Consider the following 11681-nt stretch of genomic DNA (forward strand, 5'->3'; position numbering starts at 1 on the left):
CTATTACATTGACGACCAGGCCCATGAGCGAATATTACAATTTGGAATTGAAGGCTGGTGGGTAAATGATTTATACAGCTATCTAACTGAAACCCCGGCACAACTTTTTGTTCAGGCACTGGAACCAACTACTGTATTACAAATACACCGAAATAAATTAAATCAGTTGTTTGATGAAGTACCCGCAATAGATCGTTTTTTCAGGTATAAAATGCAAAACGCTTATGTATCTCTTCAAAACCGTACCATACATTCTATGAGTGACTCTGCTGAAACCCGCTATCTGGAATTTATAAAAACTTATCGGGAAATAGAGCAAAGAGTACCGCAATACATGATCGCTTCTTATTTGGGGATTACCCCTGAGCATTTGAGTGCAATTCGCAAAAATATGATGCGGCAAGACCTTTCTTAAGATACCTTAATTTTTAGTAGAGTACTGCTTCCAACCTTTGTACTGTAATCAAAAACACAGTACAATGAAGAAGATCATTTTAACAAAATTAACAATGCTGATGCTGGTGGTAAGTCCATCAATTGCACAGCAAACAGAATCAGTAGGAAAGAGTCCCTGGGGACCCGATGATGAAATCGGAACCCTAAACATGATGACAGCTGCTTCGAAACTAGCTGTTTTAAGTCAGGTTACATCCGGAGATGTATATGATCTAAGCGTCAACTATTTTGTAGGGATGCCAAGTTTCCACGCTCTGGGTGACCCTGGCTATCAATACTGGCTGACGCATACACCACATGGAACTATTGTCGACAACCCAAACGGGTTGGGCAAAGCAATGAATGAAAAAGTCAGTTATACAGGAGATGCCATCTCCATGTATACCCACATGGGTACGCATATAGACGCACTCAACCATTTTGGATTAAACGGCAAAATCTGGAATGGATTCACCCCGGAAGAGCATCTTGGTGATAAGGGTTGGAAGAAAACCGGTGCAGAAACCATTCCTCCAATAATTGCCCGTGGTGTTTTAATCGACATTGCTTCTTATAAAGGTTATGAAAATGTCAAGGACAACTATCGCATTAACTCTGATGATTTGAAAGGAGCACTGAAGCAACAGGGTATTGAGTTAAAGAATGGCGATGTTGTCCTTATTCGGACGGGTCAGGCGCAATTTTATGAAGATGCAACTGCGTATCTCCATCACTTTCCCGGTATTAACCTGGATGCAGTAAAATGGTTGATTGAAGAACAAGGTGTCATGTTGCTAGGAGCAGACAATCTGAGTTTTGAGGCATTCCCACCTGAAAGAGAAGACAATTGGGTGCCCGTTCATACTTATTTACTGGCTGAAAAAGGTGTTATGTTCATTGAACAGATGAACCTGGAAGAGCTCTCAAAAGCGAAAATATATGAGTTTGCATTTATCGCAGCTTCATTGAAGCTAAAAGGAGCATCAGGCAGCCCTATGCGACCTCTAGCGATTCCAATAAATAGTAACTAATACAGGTCATGAATACTTCTTATTTATTGATCATGTCTGTTTCTGTTGGTGTTCTTGTTGTAATTCAAGGCGGTATTAATGCAAGATTAGGATTGATGCTAAGCAATACATTGTTGGCAACAACCATAGCATTAATCACCAGTGCTACTATTACGCTTGCAGCATTTCTTATTACAACAAGATCCTACCCTACTTTTCAACAACTGAAGTCAATACCACTTCATTTGTTTTTGGGAGGCGTATTCAGCTTTTCTGCACTAGCTCTCTTCTATTATGTGATTCCAAGATTAGGAATATCCACAGTGGTAACATTCGGCTTAACAGGCCAGATCATATTCGCATCGATAGCTGCCCATTATGGGTGGTTTGGAATGCCTGTAGAACTGATGTCATTGAAAAAGTTGATTGGAATGATCATCATGATCGCAGGAGTATATCTTATTAAATTTTAAAAAAATGAAATTAATAACAGAGAACATAAACAACCTGATTAGTCTGTGGAGCCTTGGAGGAAAGTTAGCTGGTAGATTATTTACTAACCAAGATTATTCCATGAGTGTGGTACAACACTCTGAATGGCCAAATAAACTATGGCTTCATAAAAACCCTGATCAACCTTTGATGGATGAAATCCGGGAACAATGGAAACTGAACAACATTTCAATTGCCATTTGGGATGACCCCTTCAATAAAGTTGAAGACCTGTTAACGTCCAATGGTTTTGAATTAAAGAACGTATTGACAGGCATGTCGCTCGTGCTTAAATCTAGATTTAAGGCATCCGAGAACCTGAATTTAGTAAGGGTAAACAACTTAGAACAAGCTGAGCTTTGGTCGGAGCTATTTTTAAAAGCATTTGGGTATCAGATTACTGTCAGTACCATAATCAATACCATGCACATGGTTAATTACTTTATTGCCTATAATAAAGATGAGCCGGTAGGCACAGCAGTACTTTATCAGGATAATTTAAATGTTATCGGAATACATTCCATGGGAATTATCCCCGAGCATCGCAGAAAAGGCTACGCCAATGAGTTGCTACACCATGTGTTAAGCATTGCTGAAAAAAAAGGAGCGACACTTGCCACCCTGCAGGCTTCTGAAATGGGCAAAGGACTTTATTTAAAAACAGGGTTTAAAGAAGATTTTAAACTCAAAAATTTCATTACATCTAACTTATAAAAAAATGAACTTACTAGATAAATTAAATTGGCGCTATGCCACCAAATTATTCGACACAGAAAAAAAAGTGAATGATGAGCAATTGGAGTTTCTGAAAGAAGCCATCAGATTATCCGTTTCATCTTATGGGCTGCAGTTGTATAAGGTATACATCATCGAAGATCCTGAACTAAGAAAACAACTAAGAAAGGCTTCCTGGGATCAGAGTCAGATCACTGATGCATCGCATTTATTTGTTTTTTGTAACTATACTACCGGCTTTGATCAGCACATAGATGATTTTGTTCAACGCATTATTGATGTGGATGATAATGACAAGGCAGGTGTAATAAACTACGGTGAATTTATTAAACAAGCCGTGGGAAACATGGAATCGGACAAGAGAAAAAGCTGGTCTGAAAAGCAGACTTACCTTGCTTTAAACAATTTGCTCATTGCTTGTGCAGAGCTTAAGATAGACGCGTGCCCTATGGAGGGTTTTGATAACGAAGACTACAATAAAATACTTGGTTTAGATAAATTAGGACTAAATGCAGCAGTGATTGCCCCGATTGGCTATCGCTCAAAAAATGACATTACACAAAAAAGGAAGAAGGTAAGAAAACCTAAAAAAGAACTATTTATACATACTTAATCATGGAAAACAACATTCAAAAAACCGCAAGGTTAACGGGATTACTTTATTTGCTGGTAATTATTTGTGCCGGATTTGCACAAGGCTATGTAAGAGGAACACTTGTCATCCCCAATGATGCAAACGCTACACTAACCAATATTCTTAACGCTCATTTTCTTTTTCGTTTTGGGTTGGTAGCGGATCTGGTTGCTTTTATGCTGGATGCGGTAATTTCAATTTTACTTTTTCAACTATTAAAAGATACCAACAAAACCATTGCCATGGTTTCTTCGGCTTTTCGATTAATTGCCCACCCTGCCATTGCAAGTATTAATTTGGTAAATCACTACATGGCGCTCAAAGTTACTGAAGGCAATGTTGCTTCCTCAGAATTGGCAGGTACTGTAATGGACTTTATGACTGCACACACCACCGGATACTTAATTGCAGGAGCTTTCTTTGGTGTACATTGTCTGCTTTTAGGTATTTTGCTATACAAATCAGGCTATTTTCCGAGTATACTTGGAATATTAATGGTCTTGGCTGCCGGTGGCTATTTAATTGAGACATTTGGTAACTTTTTATTCCCCGGCAACGAGATGCTGTTAGCAACAATTGTTGGTATTTCTGCTGCCATCGGAGAAATTACACTAACCTTTTATCTACTAATTGCTGGTACACGCAAACAACTTTTAAACTGATTTTAAACAACGTAATACATGCCACATTTCATTATAGATTGCTCAGATAATATAATTCATATTAAGTCTCCGGAAGAAATAATGGAGTCCGTTTACAAGACTGCTGAATCCACAGGGCTCTTTGCCGAAGGAGACATTAAAGTGAGAATTAATCCCTTTAGCAACTACCGTTTAGGTAAGGGTAAAAATGGGTTCATTCATGTATTTGCCAACATCATGGAAGGCAGAACAGCAGAACAGAAACAAGGTTTGTCTCAAAAGATAGTATCCGTTCTGAATGCAATGTTTCCTGATATAGCTATTATTTCAATGAATATCAGGGATTTTGAAAAAGCATCTTACTGTAATAAATCAATGATAATGTAATGAAAACAGGAATAGTAACAGGTGCCAGCAGAGGTATTGGAAAGGCAACGTTAACGTATTTGGCCGATAGAAACATTAAAGTAATTGGTGCTGCAAGAAGTATCGATCTGAGTGGGAATAATGATAATATTAGATTGTATCAATTGGATTTGGCCGATTCAAATTCAATCGATCATTTTATACAAAACATCAAAACTGAGAAAATTGATTTCATCATTAACAATGCAGGCATACTTTTAGAACAATGGGATAATGCAGCAATCAACCTTCAGCAGTTACGAGATACTTTTAATGTAAATGTGTTTGGCACCATTGAACTAACCGAAAAATTATTGCCATACCTTAATAAAGGTGGGCATATTATCAATGTCAGTTCCAATTGGGGGTCATTCAGTGATCCTGACTTTGGTGAATTTCAACCGCATTATAAAATATCAAAATCTGCCTTAAACATGTATACCAAGCTGTTGGCTGAAAGACTTAGACCTAATGACATAAAAGTATCTGCCCTCGATCCCGGATGGACACAGACCGATATGGGAGGTGCTAGTGCCACCAGAAAACCTGAAGAAGTGGCAAGGGAAATCTTTGAACTACTCGAAGGAAATTTGGAATCCGGTAAATTTTGGCATAGAAGTACGATTAGGGAATGGTAAGAGCTATTTAGGCAGGAATTATAATTGAACTATTCACGCTAAGCGATGTTATTCGTATCTTCAATGTTCCGCCAAAGCATTCATAGCCAATGAGCTATATCTCCATCAGTCTCTACAAGAAAATTGTTAATCATGGCTTGGCAGAAGGTCTAACCAAAGAAGATTTGTCTGCCCTTCCTGTCTCGCTTGAGAAAATGGAGCAACTACAGGCAGTGCCATCAGATCAGTTTTTTGCAACGCATGAGTTATTAGATGATAAGCTGGGGCCCGGCTTCTCTGTTCGTGTAGGTCAGGAAATGAAAATTGATGATTATGGGGTGCTCGGTTTATCTTGGCGTACCTGCTCCTGGGCTGGAGAAATATTTGTTAGAAGTGAGCGGTACTTCAAATTACTTTCCGACACCTATGTGTTTAAAGTTGAAAAAAGGGATGATTGGTCTTACATCTACCTGCATAGAGAGCCGCATAGAAGAGGTGTAGAACTTTCTAATGAAGCCACTTTATCCGCCACCGTTGTGGTGTTGCAGGCCATCACTGAAACTGACATCCTGCCTGTTCAGGTGGCGTTCAAACACAAAGCCCCAAGTGATCTCGCCAGTTATAATAAAGCATTTCAATGCGAGTTGCTTTTCGAACAACCACATTACTACATCGCTTATAAAACCAAAGATCTGGAACTACGAACAGCAAAAGCCGATGAAAGTATCAATAAGTTTCTGGTGGAACGTGTAAAAGAAGAAACTGAAGGTATAGAAGCGGATTTAATTCAGTTTACCAAGGATATAGAGCGGCTCATTCAGGAAGCATTGCCTAGTGGTATTCCCAGCGTGGGGCACATAGCAGAGCACATAGGCATGAGTAATCGCACATTGACCAGAAGGCTTGCCGAGCATGGAGTCACATTTCGGGATCTTATCAAAAAGACACAGGAAAATATAGCTAAAGACCTTCTTACCAATTCAAATCGTAGCATTGCTGAAATTGCTTTTGAAACTGGCTTTTCCGAACAAAGTGCCTTCAACAGAGCTTTTAAGCGTTGGGCGCATCAATCACCACTCGAATTCAGAAATAAATAACTTATTAGCTTATATGGCGTAAACTGTCAAATACTTGGCCGAAAAAGGTAAGTATCCGAAAGTCATGCTAATACACCTTTGTATTTAAAAGAACCCATCACATGAATCAATCAAAAAGCATTTTACTTGTTTGCCTTATTACTTTAATAATCACTTCAGCTTGTCAGGAAGCACCCAAATCCAACCTGACCCTTTTCAGTGACAAAGTGCCTCAGGATTCAGCATTAATTTTTGGGGAAGGAATCATTTCAAAAGAGAACTTCGAGTTTGCCATCACTTTTAGTCCGGAAATGGATGAATTATTTTACACAAGCAGAAAACCCGAAGGTGATAATGAAATCCTAACCATGCAATTTAAAGATGGAAAGTGGACGGATCCTGCTCCGGTTTTCTTTAAAGCCGAAGTGGGCTGGGATTTTGAGCCACATATAAACCCTGCTGGTGATAAACTATATTTTGGAAGCATCAGGCCTCATTTGGATACACTCAAACCGAAAGGACTCTATCAGTGGTACAGTGATAAAACACAAAACGGCTGGAGCGAACCTAAGCCCATTGAAAAAAACTTTGAAGATCGGTTTATGATGTACTTAACAACCACAAAAAATGGAAATCTCTATTTCACATCTCAGGAAGAGGAAGATGAGATGGAAGATGGCGGTATCTATTTTTCGATTAATGAAAATGGACAAAACACTACCGTTGAAAAGCTGAGTGAAGCTATAAATTTTAGTGGAAAATGGATAGCACATCCCTACATTGCCCCGGATGAAAGTTATCTGATTTACGATGGGGAAAGTGAGTCCGGTTTAGGTGAAAATGATTTGTTTATAAGCTTTAAGCAAAACGGCAAATGGACAAAAGCACAAAACATGGGACCCAAAGTAAATACACCGTTAACCGAAATGTGTGCCAGTGTTTCGCCCGATGGTCAATACTTATTTTTTCATAGAGGTGATGATGAAACAGGAGATATTTATTGGATCGACTTCATTCGCTTAAAAAAGGACCTCCTTGCCCATACTGAATAACAGCTTGGCGTAAACTGCCAAAAACTTGGCTTAAATGGTCAAGTTCTCATTATTGCAAGTACTCATCTTTACATCATGATCAATTTGATGTAAGATGAAAACGCGACAACCCCTAAAAACCATTTTAATAGGAATTATAACTGCCATTATAATTATCCTCACGAATCTGCTTAAGGCAGAGGTGCCGGCCAATAATGAAGCTTCAGTAATCAACCCTTCAATATCAGAAGAGGTAATAAACCTGTTAGAAGCTAAGTGCAATTCCTGTCATAAAAAGCAAAATCCCTTCATGGTTTTTACGAATAGGAATGTAAACAAGCGAGCTAATAAAATCTATGAGCAGGTATTTGTAAAAAAGCGAATGCCCAAGGGCGGTAAGCTGTCAGACAGCGAAAGTGAATTGCTAAAAAATTGGTTGAAATCAAACATATAAACTCATGGAATACTCAAAAACAACGATACATTTAATTACAATCCTGATTATCGGACTTTCAGGCGGTTTCTTCTATGCCTGGCAAGTATCAGTAATTCCAGGCACGCTGAAAATCTCGGATGCGTCATATCTGGAAACGATGAAATCCATCAATAAAGAGATTCTCAACCCTTACTTCTTTGTCATCTTTTTTGGGGCACTGCTATTGGCCATTACAGATGCAGGTATTCACCTATTCAATACATGGAACATGGCAACATTTTGGGTAGCTCTTGCAGCTATTTTATACGCCATAACATTTGGAATAACTGCCTTTGGCAATGTGCCACTAAATGAAGCTCTGGAAGCACTCAAACTCAATGATTTGAATGCTGAGGAGCTCAAAAACTTCAGAAACTATTACGAAGCCTCCTGGAACAAATACCACCTGTATCGCACGTGGACTTCCGTGATAGCCTTCATATGTATACTTCTTGGAACTATAAACTCTAAATAAAAATGACACACAACATCTTAGTAATCGGTGGCACCGGTAAGACTGGTAGCCGCGTAGTTGAAAACTTAACCAAATTGGGCCATGATGTAACCATCGGCTCCAGAAACGGCAGTCCGGCCTTCGATTGGGACGACCCAAATACCTACGGACCTGCACTTAAAGGCATGGACAGAGCCTACATTGTTTACTATCCTGATCTGGCCGTTCCGGGAGCAAGAACCGCTATCGAACAATTGACGACAGCTGCTCTAAAAGAAGGGCTTGAAAAAGTAGTACTCCTATCAGGAAAGGGCGAAACAGAAGCAGAAGCCTGTGAAGAAATTGTAGCTCATTCCGGACTTAACTACACGTTGGTTCGAGCCTCGTGGTTTAACCAGAACTTTAGTGAAGGAGCCTTTAGGAATTTTATTCTTGCCGGACAAGTAGCACTACCCATGCCCGATGCAGAAATCCCGTTTGTAGATGCGAATGACATTGCAGATGTAGTTACTAAAGTCTTGCTGGATGATGCTTACAACGGTCAGACTATTACAGTGACCGGCCCACGGAAAATGACTTTCAAAGAAGTAGTTGAGGCAATGTCCAAAGCAGTTGGCAGAGAAATTCACTATCAACCAATCTCAATTAAAGAATTTAAGGCGGGAATGAAAGCAGCCGGTTTACCCGACTCGTATGTTTGGCTGTTCGGCTACCTGTTCAAAGAGGTATTAGGTAATCCTGATAATCAGGAAGTATCTGATGATGTAGAAAAAGTGCTGGGAAGAAAGGCGATTGACTTTAACGAGTTTGCTGAGAAGACCGCAGCATCAGGCATCTGGAATGAAGAAATTCCACAGAGCGTATAAACAAGAAGATTATGAAAAGACTAAGCTTAAAACAAGTTGCTATCAGTTCTGTAGTAGTTTATATCATTGGAATTACGGCTTTTGTAGGCTCTTACTTCGTTGAGATATTAGATAATGCCGACCAACAGGCCAACTATGTCTTGATGATGGTCATCATACCTGCTGCGCTTATCGGAGCACATCTTTATTACCGCAGAGGTTATAAAACCAATGGATTTGAACTGGGAATACTGATGTTTATGGGAGCCATGATTTTAGATGCATTGATAACCGTTCCTGTATTTATCATCCCGAATGGCGGTGATTACCTAGCCTTCTTTGGTGACCCGGGATTTTGGCTGATTGCCGTTGAGTATATCAGCGTAGTGGCTGCCTATTGGCAGGTTGAAAGAATGATGGGAAGATTGAAGACGAGCTAAATTTATCATTAGATCAATTGATAAACCCTTCTGAAGTTTTTTGGAAGGGTTTGTTTTTAGCTAGTAACAATATTAAATTTTGGTCGTCATCCAATTACAAAACCTACATCATCAATCAAAAGCAGAAACATGACTAATAATAGTGATCAAAAAGAATTGCAAAAACAGGTCAAAATTGTTGGTTTTACTTATTTAGTAACCACTTTAATTGGTTTCATCAATAATTTTTTGATCAAACCCGGATTACACAATACAGAAACACTGCTGAATTCAGAATTTCAATTTAGGGTTGGTGTGATGTTGGATTTCACAATGTATATACTTGTTTTTTGGATGACAGTGGCATTTTATTTTCTAACAAAAACAATAAATAAAAATAGTGCATTGCTTGGGTTTGTTTTCAGATCAGCAGAAGCAGTGATGGGATGTGTCATTGTTCTTCTATATTCTGCACCACTAGTAATCTTAAAGAAGGCAGAAAACTATCAGGTTAGTGTTGATATGCTTCATTCATATGCGTCAGGTTTTTTTGACATTTACAGTATTGGCTCAAACATTCACCTAGTATTAATGAGTATTGGAGCTTTCATTTTCATTTCATTATTAGTATCGGCCTCCTACATTCCAAAATGGTTAGGTTATTGGGGATTATTCACTTATATCACTGTATTTATAGGTTTTTCATTAAAAATACTCCTTCCTGAATTCCCTAAAAGCCTCATGTTGGTGATGGCTCCTGGTGCTTTGTTTGAATTAACATTCGGTATATGGCTATTGGCGAAAGGTGTGAGGGTTAGTAAGGGTTAGTTTAATGCCACCAACTCCAAAGATGTTACCTTGCCTTTCAAATCATGCGTGCCCATCGATTTAGAGCTGAGGCTGTCAGTATCAGGTAATTGATCTGCCAGCTCTTTTGAGATGAGGTTATCAATGGCATATTCAATATATTGCTCAAGAGTTATGTTGTTATGTCATAGTTGTGCATATCAACAAATTCAGGCATTTCCCACTAATTAACCTATGTTAACCACTAAAAGCTTCAATTGTAATTAGCTTTAAATTCCGTATTTAAAATGAATAAAAAGAAGCCTACTTATTAAAGGGATTATTGGTTTAGAAAAACATACTATAAAACGATTCATACGCTCTAGCCTATTTACAATAGAGTAAATGCAATAGGTAAGGCGATTTGTAAGATCAATAAATCATTACACTTTAATATAGACTCATACGGAATGGTTAAAAATAGTACTAATGATTAAAATGTCTGAAGAGAAAACATTAAATATCGTAATTATAGATAAGGATACTCAATTTATTGATGTAAGTACGTTTGTGATTAATTACTCAAAGAAATATAATGTTGTGAATTCATATGTTCATACTGAGCATGCTTTAAGAGCCATAGATAAAGATAAGCCTGATATAATTTTAATTGATTTAGAATTAATTGGTTTTGATGGTTTACAGAGCATTGAAAAAATAAAAAAAAGGAATAACGCAATCGAAATAGTTGTAAATACCCGCGATTATACAAGTAATCAAGTAATTCAAGCTCTCTCCGCTGGTGCTTCAGGTTATATCATGAAAGATAAAGGTTATACTAAATTAATTGAAGCATTAGATGAAGTTACTAATGGTGGAGCACCACTTAGTAGGACTATTGCAAGAATCGTAGTTGAATCATTTCATAGAAATAGAAACTCGCCTCTCACACTAAGAGAGACTCAAGTTCTGGAGCTGTTGGCTTTAGGTATGAATTATTCAAAAATAGCTGAGGAACTTATTATCAATCCTGAGACATCAAAAACGCATATTAAAAATATTTATTCCAAGCTTCATGTAAATAGTAAATCAGAAGCACTGGCTGTTGCTAAAGCCAAAAAACTGATTTAGTTTTCAAACATGATTCCAAATTAGTATAGCATTAACGTATTCATTCTGGAATATAACAGTTAAAAAAGAAAATGTTCATGACAAGAAAATGGAATGCACACACCATTGTCAATCTAAACACTCTGCCAATTTTGGGATAGAACCTACTGACATTACTTTCTATTGATCAGAATTTTTTAGTTCTAAAATTTATCGGTTTACCCCTTTTCATTAGCTTTATGAGATGCATCATCTATTATTTGATTTTATCTCGAAATATATAAAACTCGATGACGAAGAAAAAAACGCCATTCTTTCATTAGATGTATTCAAATCGATAAAAAAAGGGGATATACTACTAGAACAAGGGCAAAAATCAAATGAAGGATATTTTGTTTTAGAGGGTTGTTTAAGAACTTTTTATGTGATTGATGGTGAAGAAAAAACAACGGCTTTTTATACAGAAATGGAGGGCATCACACCTCATTGCATTGCAGATAATACCCCATCTAAATA

General features: G+C 37.9%; 17 protein-coding genes. All 17 read left to right on the plus strand.

Features of this window, described 5'->3' with window-relative positions; translation table 11 throughout:
- Positions 1 to 415, plus strand: a 415-nt coding sequence (locus RLO81_RS16340) for a Crp/Fnr family transcriptional regulator (protein WP_350114073.1), incomplete at its 5' end; no start/stop codon positions are given.
- Positions 416 to 509: 94 nt separating this feature from the next.
- On the plus strand, positions 510 to 1466 hold the full coding sequence (locus tag RLO81_RS16345) for a cyclase family protein (protein WP_350114076.1): 957 nt from the start codon (positions 510 to 512) through the stop codon (positions 1464 to 1466).
- An 8-nt stretch (positions 1467 to 1474) separates the two neighbouring features.
- On the plus strand, positions 1475 to 1918 hold the full coding sequence (locus RLO81_RS16350; protein ID WP_350114079.1) for a DMT family transporter: 444 nt from the start codon (positions 1475 to 1477) through the stop codon (positions 1916 to 1918).
- A 4-nt stretch (positions 1919 to 1922) separates the two neighbouring features.
- Positions 1923 to 2651 (plus strand): GNAT family N-acetyltransferase, encoded by a 729-nt coding sequence (locus RLO81_RS16355; RefSeq protein WP_350114082.1) that lies wholly within the window; start codon positions 1923 to 1925, stop codon positions 2649 to 2651.
- A 4-nt stretch (positions 2652 to 2655) separates the two neighbouring features.
- Positions 2656 to 3285 carry an NAD(P)H-dependent oxidoreductase gene (locus RLO81_RS16360; RefSeq protein WP_350114085.1) on the plus strand — a complete coding sequence of 210 codons (630 nt, stop codon included), beginning with the start codon at positions 2656 to 2658 and terminating at the stop codon, positions 3283 to 3285.
- A 2-nt stretch (positions 3286 to 3287) separates the two neighbouring features.
- On the plus strand, positions 3288 to 3968 hold the full coding sequence (locus tag RLO81_RS16365) for a DUF4386 domain-containing protein (RefSeq protein WP_350114088.1): 681 nt from the start codon (positions 3288 to 3290) through the stop codon (positions 3966 to 3968).
- 18 nt (positions 3969 to 3986) lie between these two features.
- The gene (locus RLO81_RS16370) at positions 3987 to 4334 is read left to right on the plus strand and encodes a 5-carboxymethyl-2-hydroxymuconate Delta-isomerase (protein ID WP_350114091.1); all 348 of its coding nucleotides are present in this window, start codon (positions 3987 to 3989) and stop codon (positions 4332 to 4334) included.
- The gene (locus tag RLO81_RS16375; protein WP_350114094.1) at positions 4334 to 4990 is read left to right on the plus strand and encodes an SDR family NAD(P)-dependent oxidoreductase; all 657 of its coding nucleotides are present in this window, start codon (positions 4334 to 4336) and stop codon (positions 4988 to 4990) included. Before RLO81_RS16370 ends, RLO81_RS16375 begins: the two co-directional genes overlap by 1 nt.
- An 89-nt stretch (positions 4991 to 5079) precedes the next feature.
- On the plus strand, positions 5080 to 6066 hold the full coding sequence (locus RLO81_RS16380) for an AraC family transcriptional regulator (RefSeq protein WP_350114097.1): 987 nt from the start codon (positions 5080 to 5082) through the stop codon (positions 6064 to 6066).
- 101 nt (positions 6067 to 6167) lie between these two features.
- Entirely contained in the window at positions 6168 to 7097 is a 930-nt protein-coding gene (locus tag RLO81_RS16385; protein ID WP_350114100.1) for a TolB-like translocation protein, read from the plus strand.
- A gap of 94 nt (positions 7098 to 7191) precedes the next feature.
- Positions 7192 to 7530 (plus strand): hypothetical protein, encoded by a 339-nt coding sequence (locus tag RLO81_RS16390; RefSeq protein WP_350114103.1) that lies wholly within the window; start codon positions 7192 to 7194, stop codon positions 7528 to 7530.
- A gap of 4 nt (positions 7531 to 7534) precedes the next feature.
- Positions 7535 to 8026, plus strand: coding sequence for an anthrone oxygenase family protein (locus RLO81_RS16395; protein WP_350114106.1), 492 nt, complete (start codon positions 7535 to 7537; stop codon positions 8024 to 8026).
- 2 nt (positions 8027 to 8028) lie between these two features.
- On the plus strand, positions 8029 to 8871 hold the full coding sequence (locus RLO81_RS16400; RefSeq protein ID WP_350114108.1) for an NmrA family NAD(P)-binding protein: 843 nt from the start codon (positions 8029 to 8031) through the stop codon (positions 8869 to 8871).
- Positions 8872 to 8882: 11 nt separating this feature from the next.
- On the plus strand, positions 8883 to 9290 hold the full coding sequence (locus tag RLO81_RS16405; protein ID WP_350114111.1) for a DUF5367 family protein: 408 nt from the start codon (positions 8883 to 8885) through the stop codon (positions 9288 to 9290).
- Between the two features lie 129 nt (positions 9291 to 9419).
- Positions 9420 to 10097: a DUF4386 domain-containing protein gene (locus tag RLO81_RS16410; protein ID WP_350114114.1), complete on the plus strand. Its 678-nt coding sequence runs from the start codon at positions 9420 to 9422 to the stop codon at positions 10095 to 10097.
- Positions 10098 to 10553: 456 nt separating this feature from the next.
- A complete protein-coding gene (locus RLO81_RS16415; protein ID WP_350114117.1) occupies positions 10554 to 11186 on the plus strand; it encodes a response regulator in 633 nt (210 codons plus the stop codon).
- A gap of 223 nt (positions 11187 to 11409) precedes the next feature.
- On the plus strand, positions 11410 to 11681 hold a 272-nt coding region (locus RLO81_RS16420; RefSeq protein ID WP_350114120.1), incomplete at its 3' end, for a Crp/Fnr family transcriptional regulator.

Origin of the sequence: Fulvivirga sp., from assembly GCF_040220315.1 — a bacterium.
Lineage (GTDB): Bacteria > Bacteroidota > Bacteroidia > Cytophagales > Cyclobacteriaceae > Fulvivirga.

Bases quoted from the DNA above. Each gene is read 5' to 3' on its own strand.
- RLO81_RS16390 (WP_350114103.1), top strand. From the start codon at position 7,192: ATGAAAACGCGACAACCCCTAAAAACCATTTTAATAGGAATTATAACT.
- RLO81_RS16410 (WP_350114114.1), top strand. From the start codon at position 9,420: ATGACTAATAATAGTGATCAAAAAGAATTGCAAAAACAGGTCAAAATT.
- RLO81_RS16395 (WP_350114106.1), top strand. From the start codon at position 7,535: ATGGAATACTCAAAAACAACGATACATTTAATTACAATCCTGATTATC.
- RLO81_RS16350 (WP_350114079.1), top strand. From the start codon at position 1,475: ATGAATACTTCTTATTTATTGATCATGTCTGTTTCTGTTGGTGTTCTT.
- RLO81_RS16365 (WP_350114088.1), top strand. From the start codon at position 3,288: ATGGAAAACAACATTCAAAAAACCGCAAGGTTAACGGGATTACTTTAT.
- RLO81_RS16360 (WP_350114085.1), top strand. From the start codon at position 2,656: ATGAACTTACTAGATAAATTAAATTGGCGCTATGCCACCAAATTATTC.
- RLO81_RS16375 (WP_350114094.1), top strand. From the start codon at position 4,334: ATGAAAACAGGAATAGTAACAGGTGCCAGCAGAGGTATTGGAAAGGCA.
- RLO81_RS16385 (WP_350114100.1), top strand. From the start codon at position 6,168: ATGAATCAATCAAAAAGCATTTTACTTGTTTGCCTTATTACTTTAATA.
- RLO81_RS16345 (WP_350114076.1), top strand. From the start codon at position 510: ATGCTGATGCTGGTGGTAAGTCCATCAATTGCACAGCAAACAGAATCA.
- RLO81_RS16380 (WP_350114097.1), top strand. From the start codon at position 5,080: ATGAGCTATATCTCCATCAGTCTCTACAAGAAAATTGTTAATCATGGC.
- RLO81_RS16370 (WP_350114091.1), top strand. From the start codon at position 3,987: ATGCCACATTTCATTATAGATTGCTCAGATAATATAATTCATATTAAG.
- RLO81_RS16400 (WP_350114108.1), top strand. From the start codon at position 8,029: ATGACACACAACATCTTAGTAATCGGTGGCACCGGTAAGACTGGTAGC.
- RLO81_RS16355 (WP_350114082.1), top strand. From the start codon at position 1,923: ATGAAATTAATAACAGAGAACATAAACAACCTGATTAGTCTGTGGAGC.
- RLO81_RS16415 (WP_350114117.1), top strand. From the start codon at position 10,554: ATGTCTGAAGAGAAAACATTAAATATCGTAATTATAGATAAGGATACT.
- RLO81_RS16405 (WP_350114111.1), top strand. From the start codon at position 8,883: ATGAAAAGACTAAGCTTAAAACAAGTTGCTATCAGTTCTGTAGTAGTT.